The following is an 18,620-nucleotide window of genomic DNA, read 5'->3' as shown; positions in this document are numbered from 1 at the left end:
TCCGACTGCAGCTAGCATGCGTTCTCAAAATCTCATTCGATTGTCCGGTGCGGTGGCGCTCTTTGCGCTTTCGCTCGGGGCGGCCCGTGCCGCGACCGGCGGCGAGCCCGCCGCCGTCGTGCAGGTCGATGTCGCGCCGTGCCTCGCTGCTGCTGCCGCCGACGACATGGACAAGGCCGGCTCCGCCTGCGCCTCCGTCATCGACAACGAGAAGACGGCCAAGGCGGACCTGGTCAAGGCGCTGGTCGCGCGCGGCGCGCTTTATGCGCGGCATGACCAGGTCGACCGTGCGATCGCCGACGACAGCCGCGCTCTTCAACTCGATCCGACCCTGGCCGACCTCTTCAACGCCCGCGGCGAGCTCTGGCTGAAGAAGGGCGACAAGCCGAAGGCGGTGCAGGATTTCGGCGCCGCACTGAAGATTGATCCGAACCACGAGAAGGCCAAGGCCAATCACAAGGCGATGGCGCGCGAGCTCGAGCGGATCGGCGCGCAGATGGCTGTGGCCGGCAAGCCAAGCTTCAATTGCAAGAGTGCGGCCCGGGCGGTCGAGAAGGCGATCTGCGCCAACCGCGAGCTCGCCGATCTCGATCGGGAGATTTTTGCATCGAATGCCCGCGTGGTCCGGGAGGCGCGCAATCCTGCGGAAGCCAAGGCACTTCAGCGCGAGCAGGACGAATTCATTGCCCGCCGCAATGCTGGTTATGGGCGGGCCGGGTACGATCTGAAGAAGGCGATGCAGGAGCGGCTGCAGCGGATCAACGGGGTGGACGGGTATTGAGGGCTTCCTTCGCCTCTCCCCGCAAACCGGGCGAGGGAGTGCAGGCGCCCGTGCGTCCCTAACAGGCCCGAATTGAACCCATTCCTCGCCCGCCGCGACAATGGTGAACACCTGATGTCACGGAGTCTTCCCGATGTGCGGCACGCGTTCTTCCGCGCAAATGTTCCCGTTTGCCAAAATCCCGCTTCGCGCCTTCCTGCTCAGCGCCGCGATGAGCCTTATCCTCGCCGCCCCGGCCTCTGCTACCGTCGATTGCGTGATGGGCAGCAAGACTGCGCCCGCCGAACTGATCACGGCGTGCGGCGCCATCATCGACCAAACCACCAATTCGAGCTCCGACCGCGCCGCCGCGCTGCTGGTGCGCGCCGCCGCCAATGCGCGAACCTCAGGCGGCCTCACGCAGGCGCTGCGGGATATCGACCGCGCCATCGCGTTGGACGGCAAGAACGCAAAGGCCTGGCGCCTGCGCGGCGACCTGCTGCGCGAGGCCGGCGGCGATCTCAACCGTGCCGCGGCTGATCTCAGCAAGGCCATCGAACTCGATCCGCAGGACGCGGAAGCCTACGAGCTGCGCGGCGTCGTCTACACCAATCAGCGCCGGCTCGACCGCGCGCTCGCCGATTACGATCAGGCGATCAAGCTGAAGCCGGATGATGCGCAGGCCTGGTCCGACCGCGGCGTGAACTATTATCTCGGTGGCGACAACGAGAAGGCGATCCGCGATCTCAGCGAGGCGCTGCGGCTCGATCCGAACCGGCCGCGCGCCTACACCAATCGCGGCGCGGCCTACAAGAAGCTCGGTCAGCTCGACAAGGCGGTCGCCGACGACGGCGAGGCGATCAAGCTCGATCCGAAGGTCCCCGAATATTACGACAATCGTGGCCTGGTGCTGGCCGCGATGGGTGAGTACGACAAGGCGATCGCCGACTACGACCAGGCGCTGCGGCTGGCGCCGCGGCCGAACTTCTTCACCAACCGCGGCGACTCTTACCAGCTCAAGGGCGAGCTTGGCGCGGCGCTCAGCGACTACGAGGCTGCGCTCAAGATCGATCCGAATTTCGCGCAGACCTTCAACAACCGCGCGGTGCTTTACAAGAAGATGGGCGAGCGCAAGAAGGCGCTGGCCGATTACGAGACGGCGCTGAAGCTCGATCCCGGCAACGAGAACGCGGCCAACGGCCGCCGCACCATGATGGCGGAGATCGCGAAGTTCGGCGCCGAGCCGCTGCGTCCGCTCGCGGCGAATTCCGGCAACGGCCCGTCGTTCGATTGCGCCACGGCGAAGCGCGAGGTCGAGAAGGTGATCTGCGCCGATCCGCAACTCGGCGTGCTCGATCGCCAGATCGCCGAGACCTATGAGCGCGTGCTGAAGGCCACGAAAGGCCGTTCGGCCGGCGACCTGCGCAAGACCCAGCGCGATTTCCTCGCCACGCGGAATACGAGCTTCGGCCGGCCCGGCTATGATCTGAGGAAGGTCATGCAGGAACGGTTGCAGCGGCTGAATGCGATGGAGAGTTGAGGCGCCTCTACGCGCACACTGCGTTCCCTCCCCCCTTGCGGGGGAGGGTTAGGGAGAGGGGTGGCCACAAACTCCAGACAGAGTTCGTGGCCACCCCTCTCTCCCGCTCTCCCCCGCAAGGGGGGAGAGGGCTCACCTTTGTCGTGGCTCCAGCTTGCTGCGATGGCCTTTCTTCCCTCCCTCCCAAAGACCCATCCTTTTCAGCTTGAACCGCGGCCCGTTCCCGGGAAAATACCTCTCAAACAACGCCGGCACTTGATCCCTGTCATGGCGGGACGCTCGTCCTGTCGGTCAAGTCAAGGCTAGGCGAAAGGGATGGGAGCGCGGGAATGAACGTCAAGGGAACGAGCCTCTATCACGAGGTCCATGCGCGCTCGCTGGCTGATCCCCAGGGCTTCTGGGCCGAGGCGGCCACGGAGATCGACTGGATCGAGCCGCCGAAGACGATCTTCGATGCCTCGCAGGGCGTCTACGGCCGCTGGTTCATGGGAGGCGTCGTCAACACCTGCTACAACGCGCTCGACCGCCATGTCGAACGCGGCCGCGCCGACCAGGTCGCGCTGATCCATGATTCGCCGCTGACGGGCTCGGTCACCAGGTTCACCTATGCCGAGCTATTGGGGGAGGTGCAGGCGCTCGCCGCCATCATGCAGGATTTTGGCGTCGCCAAGGGCGATCGCGTCATCCTCTATATGCCGATGGTGCCGGAGGCCGTCGTCGCGATGCTCGCCTGCGCGCGCATCGGCGCGGTGCACTCGGTGGTGTTCGGCGGCTTTGCCGCCAAGGAACTCGCCACCCGCATCGACGACGCTCAGCCGAAGCTCATTCTCTCCGCAAGCTGCGGCATCGAGCCCGGCCGGATCGTGCAGTACAAGCCGCTGCTCGACGAGGCGATCAAGCTTGCGAGCACGAAGCCGAAGGCCTGCATCGTACTGCAACGTTCCCAGCATATCTGCGACCTCACACCGGGCCGCGACTACGATTGGGAGAGCCTTCGCCGCAAGGCGATGAACGACGGCAAGAAGGCCCCTTGCGTGCCTGTCGCCGCCACCGATCCGCTCTACATCCTCTACACCTCAGGCACGACCGGCATCCCCAAGGGCGTGGTGCGCGACAATGGCGGCCATCTCGTCGCGGTCAAATGGTCGATGTTCAATCTCTATGGCGTCAAGCCGGGCGAGGTCTGGTGGTGTGGCTCCGACATCGGCTGGGTGGTCGGCCACAGCTACATCATCTATGGCCCGCTGCTGCATGGTGCGACGTCGATCATGTACGAGGGCAAGCCAATCGGCACGCCCGATGCCGGCGCGTTCTGGCGCGTCATCAGCGAGCACAAGGCGGTCGCCTTCTTCACCGCACCGACGGCGTTCCGCGCGATCCGCAAGGAGGATCCGGAAGGCAAGTTCATCCGGCAATACGACCTGTCGCAATTCCGCACGCTGTTCCTCGCCGGCGAGCGCGCCGATCCGCCGACGGTGGAATGGGCGGAGCAGCAGTTGAAGGTGCCGGTGATCGACCATTGGTGGCAGACCGAGACGGGCTGGTGCATCGCCGGCAATCCGGTCGGTCTCGGCATGCTGCCGGTGAAGCATGGCTCGCCGACGGTGCCGATGCCGGGCTACCAGGTCGACGTCGTCGACGAAGCCGCAAAGCCCGTCGGCCCCAACACCATGGGCTCGATCGTCATCAAGCTGCCGATGCCGCCGGGTTGCCTGCCGACGTTGTGGAATCAGGACGCGCGCTTCAAGGACGCCTACCTCACTGAATTCCCCGGCTACTACAAAACCTCGGACGCCGGCTACAAGGATGAGGACGGCTATGTCTTCGTGATGGGCCGCACCGACGACATCATCAACGTCGCCGGCCACAGGCTCTCCACCGGCGGCATGGAGGAGATTTTGGCCTCGCATCCGGACGTCGCCGAATGCGCCGTGCTCGGCGTCAAGGACGCGATCAAGGGCGAGGTGCCCTGCGGCTTCCTGGTGCTCAAGGCCGGCGTGAAGCGCGCGCCTGCGGAGATCGAAAAGGAGATCGTCGCGCTGGTGCGCGACAGGCTCGGCCCCGTCGCCGCCTTCAAGCTCGCCATCACCGTCGGCCGCCTGCCGAAGACGCGCTCGGGGAAGATCCTGCGCGGCACCATCAAGAAGATCGCCGATGGCGAAGCCTGGACCATGCCGGCCACGATCGAGGATCCCAAGGTGCTGGACGAGATCGGCGAGGCGCTGAAGGGCAGGGTGTGAGGCGATCTCCGCTGTCATCACCCGCGAAAGCGGGTGATCCAGTACGCCGCGGCCGGAGTTGTGTGACCCAATGACCGCCGCGGAGTACTGGATTCCCCGCCTGCCGCCTACGCTAAAGCTTCGGCGCCCCTGGACCTCAACCCCGGCGAAGCCTTGGCGTAGCCGGGTCGCGGGGAATGACAGCGCGTGGAGAACGACGCCCAGGGACTTACAATCTCCTCATTCCGGGCTAAACAGGGCCGGCCAACAGGGGACCTCGTATGCCACTCGCCACCGCGCCGCGCCTGCTTGTCGCCGTGCTGCTCGCCATCGCTGTCTCCGCCTGCTCCGCGCGCTACCAGACGCCGGTGGCGGTGGGCGGTGACGATGACGACGCGGTCTGTCAGAGTCGCGGCTATGCGCAGGGCTCGCCCGAATACGTGGCATGCCGCAAGGACCGCGACGTCCAGCGCAACGCTGCCACCGCCCGGTCCGACCGCCGTCAGCGCGATCTCGGCGAGTACATGGTGAACCATCCCGAGCGGCCGTGACATCGGCTACGGAATTATCCTGCGCATTCATTCGCGTTTCTCGTGACACATCGGCAACGCCACAACCAAATCGTGTCGCGTCAGTCCTGATTTGATCGGCGTCAAATCCATCACCATCCCCTTTCTGCTCTGACGCTGATGTCGCGCAACGACGCGCGAGAGATGGCTGAAGGGGAATGCAATGAACGGAACGACAAAAAACCTGGCGCGGCTTGCGACGGTTGGCGCGATGCTCGTGGGGACTTTTGGCTCGGTGCAGGCGGCCGATCTGCCTGTCTATAAGAAGGCACCGCCGCCGGTAGAAGCGTTCAATCCGTGGATGGTGCGTCTGCGCGTGCTCGGCGTGTTGCCGGATGCCGGTGGCTCAACCGTCAATGTCGCAGGCGTGCCGTCGCTGTCGTCGCCGAATTCCGGGCTCTCGATCAGCGACCAGGTCGTGCCCGAGCTCGACATCAGCTATTTCTTCACCAAGAACATCGCGGCCGAGCTGATCCTCGGCGTGACCAGGCACTCGATCAGCGGCAACGGCTCGCTCGCGAACCTGCCGATCGGCAAGACCACGCTGCTGCCGCCGACGCTGACCTTGCAATATCACTTCGACAATTTCGGCGCGTTCAAGCCGTATATCGGCGCCGGCGTGAACTACACCGTGTTCTTCAACAATTCGGCTGCCAATGCGCCAGCCGCCATCGTCGGTCCGCCCGCGATCGTTGCCACCACCACCAGCGTGCACGTCAGCAACGCCTGGGGCGGCGCCGTGCAGTTCGGCTTTGACTACATGCTCGACCGGCACTGGGGTCTCAACGTCGACGTCAAGAAGCTCTGGCTGCGGCCGGATTACTCAGCGACCGTCAGCGGCCTGCCGGTCACAGGCACCGCGCATATCGATCCGTGGCTGGTCGGTGGTGGTGTGACGTACAAGTTTTGACGCGTTGTTTGAAGACGAGCTGTGGCCGCGGTTGACCCTGCGCTCCCTCCCCCCTTGCGGGGGAGGGCGGGGGAGAGGGGCAGCCCAGCAAAAGGCGCGAGAGAGCTTCGCCAGACGCTTTGAATTGATGGAGGAAGTCCCCGTGGGGCAACCCCTCTCCCTAACCCTCCCCCGCAAGGGGGGAGGGGACTGCAGCTTGCGTGTGGCTGCATCTGTGCCGATCGCGAGGGTCTCCGCAAAACAAAAACGCGGCAGGTTTCCCTGCCGCGTTCGAATTGCGTTCGATCGTAACCGGGAGCGGAGCCTTACTCCTCCTCCTCGTCCTGCTTCTTGCCGCCGAGCGTCTTCAGCTTGGCGAACACGGCGTCGACGTTGAGATCGTCGTTCGATCGCTCCGCCGGCTCGAACTCGTCCTTCTTGGTGGTCTCGGAGGCCGGCAGCAGGGTGGCGCCGCCATAGGCTGTGTCGATCGGCTTTTCCTTCGCCGCGCGCGCCACTTCGAAATCGAGCTCGATCTGCGAGCAAAGGCCAAGGGTCACCGGGTCGATCGGGGTCAGCTGGGAGGTGTTCCAGTGGGTGCGGTCGCGAACGCTGGCGATGGTGCTCTTGGTGGTGCCGACCAGGCGCATGATCTGGGCGTCCTTGAGCTCTGGATGGCTGCGCAGCAGCCAGAGGATGGCGCTCGGGCGCTCGTGGCGGCGGGAGACCGGGGTGTAGCGCGGGCCCTTGCGCTTGGGCTGGGGCGGCAGCACGACCTTGCTCTCCTGAAGGCGGAGCCGGTAATCCGGGTTCTTCTCGCCCTTTTCGATCTCCTCGCGGGTCAGCTGGCCGTTGGAGAGGGGGTCCATGCCCTTGATGCCCTGGGCAGCGTCGCCGTCGGCGATCGCGCGCACCTCGAGGGGATGCATCTTGGTGAAATCGGCGACCTGGTCGAAGGTCAGCGCGGTGTTGTCGAGCAGCCAGACGGCGGTCGCCTTGGGCATCAGAGGTGCGTTGCTCATGGCAAATCTCCTTTGTGCTTCGCCCACCCCTCTGGAGGCGAAACCGGTGGTCATCAGCGATGACAGGGAATTCGCGCTATATAAGCCCGGAGGGGCTAGCCACGCAATGGTTCTGCTATAGATAGTGCCTTGACAGAGCCCGAAAGGGGGCCCAATTCCCTTGGAAGCGCCTGTAAAGTCCTAGCAGACCCATTAAAGCCCAATTCCATCCATTGACCGCCCCCGCCAGAAGGCGAAACGGGTGATTCGGTCCCGAGATCGCTCAATGTCAGCCAAACCAGACCTCAAGATCGTGCTTTGTTCTCCCCGCGGCTTCTGCGCCGGGGTGGTCCGGGCGATCGACACCGTGGAACGGGCGCTCGATAAATACGGCGCCCCCGTCTATGTTCGCCATGAGATTGTGCACAACAAATACGTCGTCGACGGGTTGAAGAAGAAGGGCGCGATCTTCGTCGAAGAGCTCGCCGAAATCCCGGAAAACACCACCGCGCCGGTGGTGTTCTCGGCCCATGGCGTGCCGAAATCGGTGCCGGCCGACGCCACCTCCCGCAATTTGTTCTCGCTGGATGCGACCTGCCCGCTGGTGACCAAGGTGCACCGCGAGGCCGCGATCCACTTCAAGCGTGGCCGCGAGATCTTCCTGATCGGCCACTCCCACCACCCCGAAGTGGTCGGCACGCTCGGCCAGCTTCCGGTCGGCGCCGTAACCCTGATCGAGACCGCCGAGGACGCCAAGACCATCGTCCCGAAGAACCCCGACAACATCGCCTTCGTGACGCAGACCACGCTGTCGATCGACGACACCGCGGAGATCGTGGCGCTGCTCAAGGAGCGTTTCCCGAACATCAACGGCCCGCACAAGGAAGACATCTGCTACGCCACCACCAACCGCCAGCTCGCGGTGAAGAAGGTGGCGCCGGTGGTCGACGCCCTGATCGTGGTCGGTGCGCCGAACTCGTCGAATTCGCAGCGCCTGCGTGAGGTCGCTGAGCGCGAAGGCTGCGGGATCGCGGTACTGGCGCAGCGCGCCACCGACATCGACTGGACCAGGTTTGGCAACATCAAGAGCCTCGGCATCACCGCGGGCGCGTCCGCGCCGGAAGTGATCGTCGAGGAGATCATGGATGCGTTCGCCGAGCGCTACACGCTGCATGTGGAGACGGTCTCGGCCGCGGAAGAGAACGAGTTCTTCCCGCTGCCGCGCCAGGTGCGCCCCGAAGCCGCCGCCGAGTAGACTTTTATGGCGGTCTACACCGACGTTGCCGCCGACGAGCTTGCGGATTTCCTGAAGCAATACGATCTCGGCGAATTGCTCTCCTACAAGGGCATCGCCGAGGGCGTCGAAAACACCAACTTCCTGCTGCACACCAGCAAGGGCTCGTTCATCCTCACGCTCTATGAGAAGCGCGTGGCGAAGACCGACCTGCCGTTCTTTCTCGCGCTGATGACGCATCTCGCTGAGCACGGCGTCACCTGCCCGCTGCCGGTGAAGGCCGGGGACGGCGAGGCGTTGCGCGAGCTGTCGGGCCGGCCGGCCGCGATCATCACCTTTCTCGAAGGCGTCTGGCCGCGCAAGCCGAACGTGGCCCATTGCGCCGGCGTCGGCGAGGGGCTGGCCAGGATGCATCTGGCCGGCGCCAATTTTGCGATCAAGCGTGGCAATGCGCTGTCGGTCTCCGGCTGGCGGCCGCTGTTCGACGCGGCGGCAAGCCGCGCCGACGAGGTCCAGCCGGGCCTGCATGCGTTTCTCGCCGCCGAGCTCGACTATCTCTCGAGCGGGGTCTGGCCGAGCAATCTGCCGGAGGGCGTGATCCACGCCGATCTCTTCAACGACAACGTCTTCTTCCTCGGCGACAAGCTCTCCGGCATCATCGACTTCACCTTCGCCTGCAACGACATGCTGGCCTATGACGTCGCGATCTGCCTGAATGCCTGGTGTTTCGAGCCGGACCATTCGTTCAACGTCACCAAGGCGCGCGCCTTCCTCAATGCCTATCGCCGGGTGCGAAAACTCTCCGAGGCGGAAGAAGCCGCGCTGCCGCTGCTCGCGCGCGGCGCCGCGATCCGCTTCCTGCTGACGCGGCTGGTCGACTGGCTCAACGTGCCTCCGGGGGCGCTGGTCAAGCCCAAGGATCCGCTGGAATATTTTCGCAAGCTGCGCTTCCACCAGAGCGTTTCCAGCGTGCGCGACTACGGGCTGATGCCGTCAGGACTGGTCGCGTGAGCGAGCTTCCCCTCGTCACGATCTATACCGACGGCGCCTGCTCGGGAAATCCCGGGCCCGGCGGCTGGGGCGCGATCCTGAAGTTCGGCGACAAGGAAAAAGAGCTGAACGGCGGCGAACGCCACACCACCAACAACCAGATGGAATTGATGGCGGCGATCTCCGCGCTCGAAGCGCTGAAGAAGCCGTGCACCGTCGATCTCTACACCGACAGCCAGTATGTGCGGCAGGGCATCACCGGCTGGATCCACGGCTGGAAGCGCAACGGCTGGCGCACCGCCGACAAGAAGCCGGTGAAGAATGTCGAGCTATGGCAGCGCCTCGATGCGGCGCTGAAGCAGCACGAGGTCCGCTGGCACTGGGTCAAGGGCCACGCCGGGCACCCGGAGAACGAGCGCGCGGATCAACTGGCGCGCGACGGGATCGTGAAGGCGCGGTTGCAGCAGCGGGTGGCGGAGTAGGCGACGCGCTGTCGGCGGCGTCGCCCGGTTTCGTGGGGTGGGCAAAGCGAAGCGTGCCCACGGCTTTTTCTCAATCGAGGAAAGATGGTGGGCACGGCGCTGACGCGCCTTTGCCCACCCTACGGGACTTCCTGCTTGGAAGGAGCCGGGGCCTAAAGCTTACAGCTGCCCCAGCAGCGTATCGCCACCGGAGACCTCGACCTTGCCGGGCATCGCTTCGAGGTTCAGCTTCTTCACCACGCCGTCCTCGACCAGCATCGAATAGCGCTTGGAGCGGATGCCGAGGCCGTTGCCGGAGGCGTCCAGCTCCATGCCGATCGCCTTGGCGAAGTCGGCATTGCCGTCGGCGAGGAAGATGGCCTCGTCGCGCTGGTCAGTATCGCGCTTCCAGGCGTTCATGACGAAAGCGTCGTTGACGGAGACGATGGCGATGGTGTCGACGCCCTTGTCCTTCATGGCATAGGCGTTGAGGAAGATGCTCGGCAGATGCATCTTGTGGCAGGTGCCGGTGTAGGCGCCGGGCACTGCGAACAGCGCCACTTTCTTGCCCTTGAAGATGTCGTCGGTGGTCTTCACCTGCGGACCCTCGGCCGTCATCACGCGGAATTTCGCCTCGGGCAGCTTGTCGCCAGTCTGGATCGCCATCGTCAGTCTCCCTGAAAATCGGTCCCGCTTTTTAGACCGTGCGGCGGCGCTGCACAACATTGGCGGCGAGGGTCGTGGTCCTTCACCGTTATGTCATCAGCCGGCAAAACCGCCGGCGTCGAGGAAGGCCTGTTCTTCCTCGGTGGTGGCGCGGTCGAGCAGGCGGTTGCGGTGGGGAAAGCGGCCGAACCGCTGGATGATGTCGGCGTGCTCCCGCGCGTATTTCAGGTTCTCGGCATTGTCTGTGTTCTGAAACAGCGCGACGCAATGTAACTGGTCGGGCAGGTGCTCGGAATGCATGAAGGGCAGATAGAGGAATTCGAGCAGGATGGGATCGATCCTGCGATCGACGCCCCGATCGATTGCGCGGCGGGCGACGTCGCGCGCCGGCGCGTCGCTGGCAAAGGCTTCCGGCGTGCCGCGAAACATGTTGCGGGGAAACTGGTCGAGCGCGATGATGAGCGCGAGCGCGCCCTCGTCGCTTTCTTCCCAGGAGGCCAGCTCGCCGGCGGTCGCCCGCTTCCATAGCGGAAGAAAGCGACGCCCGACCTCCGCGTCGAAAGCGTCGCTGCGCTTGTACCAGCGCTCGCGGCCGGCCTCGCGCCAGAAGGCGAGAATGCCTGATGGCGTGATGTCGCCGACGTCAGTCATGAACCCAAGGCGCGGCTTACGCCGCCTCCGCCTTCTTCTCGTCGCGGAGCTGCCGGCGCAGGATCTTGCCGACATTGGTCTTCGGCAGGTCGGTGCGGAATTCGATGTGCTTGGGCACCTTGTAGCCGGTGAGCTGCTCCTGACAGAACTTGATCACGGCTTCCGCGGTGAGGTTGGGATCCTTCTTCACCACGAACGCCTTCACCGCCTCGCCCGACTTGGAATCGGGGATGCCGATCACGGCGCATTCGAGCACGCCCGGATTGCTCGCGATCACTTCCTCGATCTCGTTCGGATAGACGTTGAAGCCCGAGACCAGGATCATGTCCTTCTTGCGGTCGACGATCTTGGTGTAGCCCTTCTCGTCCATCACGCCGATGTCGCCGGTGCGGAAATAGCCGTCGGCGGTCATCACCTTGTCGGTCTCTTCCGGCCTGTTCCAGTAGCCCGACATCACCTGCGGGCCCTTGGCGCAGATCTCGCCGGGCTGGCCGAGCGGGACTTCGTTGCCGTCGTCGTCGCGGATCGAGATCCAGGTCGAAGGCACGGGGATGCCGATCGATCCCGAGAACTCGGTCGTGGTCGCGGGATTGCAGGTCAGTGTCGGCGAGGTCTCCGAGAGGCCGTAGCCTTCGGCGATGAAGCAGCCGGTCACGGCCTTCCACTGCTCGGCGACGGGGCGCTGCACCGCCATGCCGCCGCCGTTCGAGATCTTCAGCTTGGAGAAGTCGAGCTTCTTGAAGTCGGGATGGTGCATCAACCCGTTGTAGAGCGTGTTCACGGCCGGGAAGCTGTTGACCTGGTACTTCGCCAGCTCCTTGACGAAGCCCGCGATGTCGCGCGGATTGGGGATCAGCAGATTGCAGCCGCCGGCGCGCACCGCGAGCAGGTAGCAGGCCGTCAGCGCGAAGATGTGATAGAGCGGCAGCGCGCAGACGATCATCAGCTGATCGACATGCGGCGGCGCGGCGAGTGCCGGCTGGAGCCAGGCGTCGTTCTGCAGCACGTTGGCGACGATGTTGCGGTGGAGCAGGGTGGCGCCCTTGGAGACGCCGGTGGTGCCGCCGGTATATTGCAGGAAGGCGACGTCGCCCGGCGACAGCTTCGGCTTGTTGAACGTCAGGCTGCGGCCGGCCGATACCGCGTCGTTGAAGGACACCGCGCCTGGCAGCGACCAGGCCGGCACCATCTTCTTGACGCGGCGGACGACGACGTTGACGATCATGCCCTTGAAGCCGAGCAGGTCGCCCATGCTGCCGACGATGACATGCTTGACTTGCGTCTTCGCGATCACCTGCTCGACCGTGTGGGCGAAATTCTCCAGCACGATGATGGCTTCGGCGCCGGAATCCTTGAGCTGATGCTCGAGCTCGCGCGGCGTGTAGAGCGGGTTGACGTTGACCACCGCGAAACCGGCGCGCAGCACGGCAGCGGTCGCGACCGGATATTGCAGCACGTTCGGCATCATGATCGCGACGCGGGCGCCACGTTGCAGGCCACGGCCCTGTAAATAGGAGGCGAGCGCCAGCGACATCTGGTCGAGGTCGCGATAGCTGATCGCCTTGTCCATGCAGATGAATGCCTTGCGGTCGGCGAACTTGGCGAAGCTCTCCTCCAGAAGGTCGACCAGCGATGCGTATTGGGTCGGCTCGATATCAGCAGGGACGCCGGGCGGATATTGCTTGAGCCAGATGCGCTCCATGGAAAACTCCCCTCAATTTACCAGAGCCCGTTGTGTCTCGGGCTTGCCTCATTGCGGCCAGTATCGAGCCTGCCGGAACGGGTGGCAAGCCGGTCGAGGCTTAGGACAAAGGTCAGGGAGTGGCTACTGGAATTGTCGCAAGCCGCTCTGCCGCAGGTGCGAAGCGCGGGCGCGGCTTGCGATGGGTGCCGTTAACTGTTGTTGGCCGGCTTGGCGGCGGGCTTGGTCGCGGCCTTGGGCTTGGCGGGCTTGGCCGCCTGATCGCCGCCTGCCGCAGGCTTCTCGGCGGGTTTCGCCGCCGCATCGTGCTTGGCCGCGGCATGCTTGGTCCCGGCCGGCTTCGCAGCGGACTTGGTATCGCTCTTGGCGTCAGGCTTGGCGGCAGCCGGCTTTGCCGCCGCCGTCTTGGCATCCTTCGGCTTGTCGGCTGGCTTGTCGGTCGCGTCGGGCTTCCTGGCGACGCGCGACTTCTTGCCACGCGGCTTTGGCGTGGCCTGCTGGTCGGCATCGGCCGCGACCGCCGCGATCAGGGCAGTGCCGGTGCGGGTCGGGCCGGTATAGACCAGCACGGGCTCGGCCGCCGCGGGCGCCGTGGCCATCAGCTCGGAGGCCTTCATCAGGGGCGGCTGAAGGCCCGCGGTGAAGAAGGTCACCTGGGCTTCGCCGCCGGTGGCGGAGGCCGATCCGGACGTGCCGCCATTGGTGGCGATCAGCGCGTCGTCATCGTCGCTGGCCGGCCGCTTGCGATGACCGCCGCACATGTCCTCGCGCAGGTTCGGCGGCGAGGCGTCGACCGGCACCAGCCTGTCGACGGTGCCGAGCGAGGGGCGGAGCCAGGTAAGATTGTCCTGGCTGAAGCCGCGCTCGAGCAGCTGCGCCGCCTTCACCGCACGCGCAGTGCCGGAGTTGGCGCCGAGCACGACGGCGATCAGCCGGCGGCCGTTGCGCGTGGCCGACGCCACGAGATTGTAGCCGGAGGCGCAGATGAAGCCGGTCTTGAAACCGTCGGCCCCGGGGTAGCGGCCGATCAGCTTGTTGAAATTGCCGGTGACGCGCTTGCCGAAGCGGATTGCCGGGATGTGTACGAAATATTCGTATTCCGGCAGGTCGCGCAGGAACGAGCGCGCGAGAATGCCGAGGTCGCGCGCGGACGTGATCTGGCCGTCAGCGGGCAGGCCGTTCGGATTGACGTAGCTCGTCTGCGTCATGCCGAGCTTCTGCGCGGTGTCGTTCATCATCGCCGAGAAGCCGTCGATCGAGCCGCCGACGCCTTCGGCGAGCACCACGGCCATGTCGTTCGCCGACTTCACCATCATCATCTTCAGCGCGTTGTCGACGGTGAGCTGCGTTCCCGGACGGAACCCCATCTTCGACGGCGATTGCGAAGCCGCCGTCGGCGACACCGTGATCAGCGTGTCGAGCGTGAGCCTGCCGTCCTTCACCGCCTTCAGCGTCACGTAGGCCGTCATGATTTTGGTGACGGAGGCCGGATACCACGGGATGGTCGCGTTCTCGGCCTGCAGCACCTTGCCGCTGTCGGCTTCGATCAGCAGCAGTGCTTCGGCGCTGGCCGTGCGCGGCGCAAGCAGCACCGCGGATGCGAGGGCCGCGGCGAACAGGTTGAACAGGGACTTGCGAAGCAGCGGGCGAAGGGCGTGCACTATCCGATTCCGGTCCTTGGAGACCCGCCGGTTCCGGTCGGCTCTCGTGATCTGATGTTCGGTTCTGAAATCCGGCGCCGCCGCTTGCGGCGTCGCAAACCTATACCGGCTTGTGCGTCGAGAATAGGGGCTTCGGCCGGGTATTCCGTGATGAAATAGGCCGAATTTCGACGATGCTATGGGGACTTGACCGCAGTCGCCGCAGCCTCAGCGGCCGTCACGCTGGCCCGTGCATTTTCCTGAACCATGAACTGGGCCCTGGCGAGCTCGGCAAAATGGCCGCCTTTGGCCACGAGTTCATCGAAAGTTCCGCTTTCGATCACGCGGCCGTTCTCGAACACCAGGATCCGCGTGGCGTTGCGGATGGTGGAGAGACGGTGGGCGATCACGAACGTGGTACGTCCCTTCATCACTTCGTCGAGAGCGGCGTTCACCTTGGCCTCGGTGACGGCGTCGAGCGCGCTGGTGGCCTCGTCCAGGATCAGGATCGGCGGATCCTTCAGCAGCGCGCGGGCGATCGACAGCCGCTGGCGCTCGCCGCCGGAGAGCATGCGGCCGCGCTCGCCGGCGTTGGTCTCGAAGCCGCCGCTGCGCTCGATGAATTCGAGCGCCTGCGCGCGCTCCGCGGCCTTGCGCATCTCCGCTTCGGTCGCATCCGGCTTGCCGACGTGCAAATTCTCCGCGATCGAGCGGTTGAACAGCAGCGCCTCCTGGAACACCACGCCGATGTTCCGGCGCAGCGACGTCAGCGTCACGCCGCGGACGTCCATGCCGTCGATCCTGATGAAGCCGGACTGCGGATCGAAGGCGCGATGCAGAAGCGCGATCGCGGTCGACTTGCCGGCGCCGGTCGCACCGACCAGCGCGATGGTCTGGCCGGGCAGCGCGGTGAAGGAGAGGTCCTCGACCGCCGGCCGCTTGCCGTCATAGGAGAAGGTGACGTCGTTGAATTCGACGAGGCCGGAGAGCCGCCCCGCATCGATCGCGTCGGGGCGGTCGTGGACTGTGGGCACGGCGTCGAGCACGTTGAAGAACTCGCGCAGCCGCGGGGCTTCCATGAACACGTTGTTGATGAAGCTCACGACCTGCTCGAGCTTCTGGATCAGCATCGTCGCGAAGCTCACGAACATCACGATCTCGCCGACGGAGGTCAGCCCCTGGTCGTGCAGCGCGATGCCGAGCGTGAAGATCGCGAGCACCGTGATGGTGGTGGAGGCGCGCGTGATGACGGTGACGAGCGCCCACCACGACAGCACCGGCATCTGCGCCGCGAGCAGGTCATCAGCGACGGAGCGCAAGCCCTTCACCTCGGATTCGACGCGCACAAAACTCTGCACCAGCGCGACGTTGCCGAGCGCGTCGGAGGCGCGCGCGGAGAGCTCGCTGTAGTGCTCCTCGACCTGCATCTGCATGCCGAAGGTTCGGCGCACGACGAAGGTCGTCAGCGCGGTGAAGACGACGCAGAGCACGAACAGCAGGACCGCGAGCCGCCAGTTCAGGTAGAGCGACAATGGCAGCAGCACCACGACCGACAGGATCGCGGCAAAGTGCTCGCGGAAGAAGCCGAGCCACAACCGCCACAGCGCATCGGTGCCGTTGAGCATCACCTTCATGAGCCGGCCCGAATGGGTGCCTGAGTGGAAGGTCAGCGGCAGTTGCAGAATATGCTCGAAATAGTCGGTCAGCACCGCTTGGCGCTGGCGGTGGGAGAGCCGGTCGGCTTGCAAAGCCACGATCGCGCTGCAGCCGATGGTGAACAGCCCGAACGCCACCCAGGCCAGCAGGAACGGCCAGGCCGAATTCGACCCGGCGACCGACTTGCCGGAGAGCACGTCGACGATCCGGCCGAACAGCACGGGTTCCGCGAACTGCGAGGCGGCGAGCAGCAGATTGGCGAACGCCAGCAGCCAGCCCAGCCGCGCCTCCTTGCCGAGCAGCTCGAGAACGCGGGTGTAGAGGCTGAAAATGGACATGCGGGCGAGGAACTCAGGCGGATCGAACGAGGTGAGTCCACATTCTAATCAGGGATCGCCCGCGAGATACAGCGGAAGCTGCGGGTTTTGCTCAGTTGATCAGTCGTCCCGCGACCGGCGGCAGGAACCGGTCGTCGAAGATATCGCCGGCCGCCGGCCGTTTGCGAAATTTGAAATCCTGCGCGATCTGGTCGATCGAGCGGTCCAGGCGCGCCGGGTCGATGCCGCCGAGGCCGTTGCGCTTGACCTCGTCCGTCAGGATGTTGTCGATGAGCACGCTGCGCAGGCGTTCCCGCTCGAGGTCGCGGTCGCCGTCGTCGATCCGGCTCGTGGCTTCGTCCGCCGCACGGGCCGGCTCTTTGATGGTCGCGTTGACGCCGGCGATCAATGCGCGGACGAAGCCCTTCACGGCGTCGGGCTTCGCGGCGGCGAAAGCGGGGTTGGCCACAACGGCGAAGCCGTAGGCCTCGCAGCCATAGTCGGCATAGCGGAGTACCACGAGATCGCCACCGGGAACGCCGCGGTCGCGCAGGTTCACCGCCGAGAGATAGCTGAAGCCGGCGACGGCATCGACCTGGCCCGCGGAGAGGAGCGGCTCGCGGACCGCGGCGCTGATCTTGTGGAATTTCACTTGCGACGCGTTGATGCCGTTCTGCTGCGCCAGCGCCGGCCACAGCCGCATCGACAGATCGCCGTCGGCGACGCCGACGGTCTTGCCGTCGAGGTCGGGCAGCAAGTGAATGCCGCGGCTCCTGCGCGCGACGATCGCGTAAGGCGCGCGATTGAACAACACGAACACGGCTTTGACCGGCGCCGCATCGTCCTTGTCGCGAAAGCGGATCAGCTCGTTGATGTCGACGAGCGCGAGCTCGCTGTCGCCCTTGGCGACGCGCGCGAGCGCCTCCGGCGATCCGGTGGCGCTCTTGAAGGACACGTTGAGACGCTCGGCGCCGAAATTGCCGTCCTTCGCGGCAAGGAAGAACGGCGCCATGCTCGCATCGACAGGACGATCGAATGTGAAGTGGATCGCGGTGGACGGCGCAGCAGTCTCGGCCGCGCTGACGTCGCGCGCAGCCAGCGCGGCGAGCGAGATTGCAATGGCCAGCAGGCCGCGAAGGGCGATCGTCTTGAATGCAAACATCAGTGGCGCCGGTCCCGCATTGTTGTGGTTTCGTGACGCTCGCAGCGCCGGCCAGCGACGAGCCTGCGCGCGCCAACATGAACGGCGGATGAGCGGGGGTTGCGTGATCATGACGCAACCCCGTTCAGCTTCTGTTGGGGTTCCGGAACCCAACATGGGCTGCGGGTGTTTGAAAGACATGAGCCTGTCGTCAGGCACCATTCGAGGTCCCAAGGAGGGTCCAGGACATGTTTGACCGATTTTCGAGATTTGCCGGCCGCAAGGCCGTCTTTGCCACCGCCGCGGTGCTGGCGCTGACCGCGGTCGCCCCGACCGCCTCATACGCAGGCGGCCGCCACTGGCATGGCGGTGGCGGCGGTGCTGCGGCTGCCGCGGCCTTTGCCGGCATCATCGGCACCGGCCTTGCGATCGCTGCGACCCGTGACGCCTACGCTTATGATTACGGTCCGGGTCCGGGTTATGGCTATTACGGCGGCCCTGCCTATTACAGTGGCCCCGCCTACGGTCCTTACTTCGGCCCGGGCCCGAACTACCAATATCAGCGCTATGGCGGCACGGCTCCGTCGGAGCTCTGTGGCCAGGGCTACATGCAGAACTGCTACTAGCCTTGGCTACCAAGTCCTTGGCTACCAAGTCTTGACCACAACGGGCCGTCGCGCTTGCCGCGGCGGCCTGTTTTTCGCTTTTAACCCTGCGCGTTAACGCGCTCGCCATTGGTTTAGGGTAGTTTTGAGTACCATGAGTGATTCGCTTGAGCGGCTATATCTGGCTGTGCTCGCGGCCAAGGATCTTGATCCGGCAACATCGCGTACCGCCCGGCTGTTTCAGCGTGGGCCATCCAAAATGGCGAAGAAACTGGCCGAAGAAGCCATTGAGGTCGTCATCGACGCGGTCAATGGCGATAGCGAGGCCGTGATCCGGGAAAGCGCCGACCTGCTCTACAATCTCACGGTGCTCTGGGCCTCGGCCGGCGTGCGCCCGGAGGATGTCTGGCGCGAGATGGCGCGGCGGGAAGACATGCTCGGCATTGCCGAGAAGCTGCCGAAGTCGCCGATGAAGCTGCCCAAAGTCGCGTCACCGCGCGTTGCCGCCAGGCGGCCAATTGTCGCGCTGGAAGGGCGCGTCTCGCGCAAGCGCCACTAAAGCGCGGTGAAACCGGAGCA

Annotated in this window: 17 protein-coding genes; 10 read left to right on the top strand and 7 right to left on the bottom strand. The window is 65.1% G+C overall.

All coding sequences use genetic code 11. The annotated features are described in order from the left end of the window. Positions 1 to 16: 16 nt before the first annotated feature. From AB7G19_RS38600 to AB7G19_RS38580, 5 genes are all read left to right on the top strand, one after another. Entirely contained in the window at positions 17 to 781 is a 765-nt protein-coding gene (locus AB7G19_RS38600) for a tetratricopeptide repeat protein (protein ID WP_085400943.1), read from the top strand. A gap of 133 nt (positions 782 to 914) precedes the next feature. Continuing rightward, positions 915 to 2,300: a tetratricopeptide repeat protein gene (locus AB7G19_RS38595; protein WP_441268784.1), complete on the top strand. Its 1,386-nt coding sequence runs from the start codon at positions 915 to 917 to the stop codon at positions 2,298 to 2,300. A gap of 329 nt (positions 2,301 to 2,629) precedes the next feature. After that, complete coding sequence (locus AB7G19_RS38590) at positions 2,630 to 4,540, top strand: propionyl-CoA synthetase (protein WP_085400945.1); 1,911 nt, start codon at positions 2,630 to 2,632, stop codon at positions 4,538 to 4,540. Positions 4,541 to 4,800: 260 nt separating this feature from the next. Then, positions 4,801 to 5,070, top strand: coding sequence for a hypothetical protein (locus tag AB7G19_RS38585; RefSeq protein ID WP_441268783.1), 270 nt, complete (start codon positions 4,801 to 4,803; stop codon positions 5,068 to 5,070). 181 nt (positions 5,071 to 5,251) lie between these two features. Beyond that, on the top strand, positions 5,252 to 5,998 hold the full coding sequence (locus tag AB7G19_RS38580; RefSeq protein ID WP_135215751.1) for an OmpW/AlkL family protein: 747 nt from the start codon (positions 5,252 to 5,254) through the stop codon (positions 5,996 to 5,998). A gap of 305 nt (positions 5,999 to 6,303) precedes the next feature. On the opposite strand, the gene AB7G19_RS38575 is transcribed toward AB7G19_RS38580, so the two are convergent. Then, complete coding sequence (locus AB7G19_RS38575) at positions 6,304 to 6,999, bottom strand: DUF1013 domain-containing protein (protein WP_085400950.1); 696 nt, start codon at positions 6,997 to 6,999, stop codon at positions 6,304 to 6,306. 265 nt (positions 7,000 to 7,264) lie between these two features. Between AB7G19_RS38575 and ispH the strand changes: the two genes are divergently transcribed. The 3 genes from ispH to rnhA are packed head-to-tail and all read left to right on the top strand — an operon-like array spanning position 7,265 to position 9,684. Further along, positions 7,265 to 8,233, top strand: a complete 969-nt coding sequence (ispH, locus tag AB7G19_RS38570) for a 4-hydroxy-3-methylbut-2-enyl diphosphate reductase (protein WP_063985850.1) — start codon at positions 7,265 to 7,267, stop codon at positions 8,231 to 8,233. Positions 8,234 to 8,239: 6 nt separating this feature from the next. Continuing rightward, positions 8,240 to 9,223, top strand: a complete 984-nt coding sequence (locus AB7G19_RS38565) for a homoserine kinase (RefSeq protein WP_085400952.1) — start codon at positions 8,240 to 8,242, stop codon at positions 9,221 to 9,223. Further along, positions 9,220 to 9,684, top strand: coding sequence for a ribonuclease HI (gene rnhA, locus AB7G19_RS38560; RefSeq protein WP_135215750.1), 465 nt, complete (start codon positions 9,220 to 9,222; stop codon positions 9,682 to 9,684). The genes AB7G19_RS38565 and rnhA overlap by 4 nt, the downstream gene beginning before the upstream one ends. Positions 9,685 to 9,843: 159 nt before the next feature. Here rnhA and AB7G19_RS38555 read toward each other — a convergent pair whose 3' ends face one another. The 6 genes from AB7G19_RS38555 to AB7G19_RS38530 form a co-directional block, all read right to left on the bottom strand. After that, positions 9,844 to 10,329, bottom strand: coding sequence for a peroxiredoxin (locus tag AB7G19_RS38555; RefSeq protein ID WP_007597501.1), 486 nt, complete (start codon positions 10,327 to 10,329; stop codon positions 9,844 to 9,846). A 96-nt stretch (positions 10,330 to 10,425) separates the two neighbouring features. Next, entirely contained in the window at positions 10,426 to 10,980 is a 555-nt protein-coding gene (locus AB7G19_RS38550; protein ID WP_085400955.1) for a DUF924 family protein, read from the bottom strand. A gap of 16 nt (positions 10,981 to 10,996) precedes the next feature. Continuing rightward, complete coding sequence (locus AB7G19_RS38545) at positions 10,997 to 12,682, bottom strand: long-chain fatty acid--CoA ligase (protein WP_085400957.1); 1,686 nt, start codon at positions 12,680 to 12,682, stop codon at positions 10,997 to 10,999. Positions 12,683 to 12,873: 191 nt separating this feature from the next. Next, positions 12,874 to 14,343, bottom strand: a complete 1,470-nt coding sequence (locus AB7G19_RS38540; RefSeq protein ID WP_135215749.1) for a D-alanyl-D-alanine carboxypeptidase family protein — start codon at positions 14,341 to 14,343, stop codon at positions 12,874 to 12,876. 176 nt (positions 14,344 to 14,519) lie between these two features. Beyond that, positions 14,520 to 16,316, bottom strand: coding sequence for a glucan ABC transporter ATP-binding protein/ permease (locus tag AB7G19_RS38535; RefSeq protein WP_085400960.1), 1,797 nt, complete (start codon positions 16,314 to 16,316; stop codon positions 14,520 to 14,522). A gap of 91 nt (positions 16,317 to 16,407) precedes the next feature. After that, complete coding sequence (locus tag AB7G19_RS38530; RefSeq protein WP_085400962.1) at positions 16,408 to 17,457, bottom strand: ABC transporter substrate-binding protein; 1,050 nt, start codon at positions 17,455 to 17,457, stop codon at positions 16,408 to 16,410. 227 nt (positions 17,458 to 17,684) lie between these two features. Here AB7G19_RS38530 and AB7G19_RS38525 point away from each other — a divergent pair, with 227 nt between their 5' ends. Both AB7G19_RS38525 and hisE read left to right on the top strand, forming a co-directional pair. After that, positions 17,685 to 18,062, top strand: coding sequence for a hypothetical protein (locus AB7G19_RS38525; protein WP_441268782.1), 378 nt, complete (start codon positions 17,685 to 17,687; stop codon positions 18,060 to 18,062). Between the two features lie 133 nt (positions 18,063 to 18,195). After that, entirely contained in the window at positions 18,196 to 18,600 is a 405-nt protein-coding gene (gene hisE, locus AB7G19_RS38520; protein ID WP_028147364.1) for a phosphoribosyl-ATP diphosphatase, read from the top strand. Positions 18,601 to 18,620: the final 20 nt, after the last annotated feature.

Origin of the sequence: Bradyrhizobium sp. 215_C5_N1_1, from assembly GCF_052075935.1 — a bacterium.
Classification (GTDB): Bacteria; Pseudomonadota; Alphaproteobacteria; order Rhizobiales; family Xanthobacteraceae; genus Bradyrhizobium; species Bradyrhizobium barranii.
The sequence above is the reverse complement of the archived record's forward strand: the minus strand, read 5'-3'. Positions and strand labels throughout refer to the sequence as shown.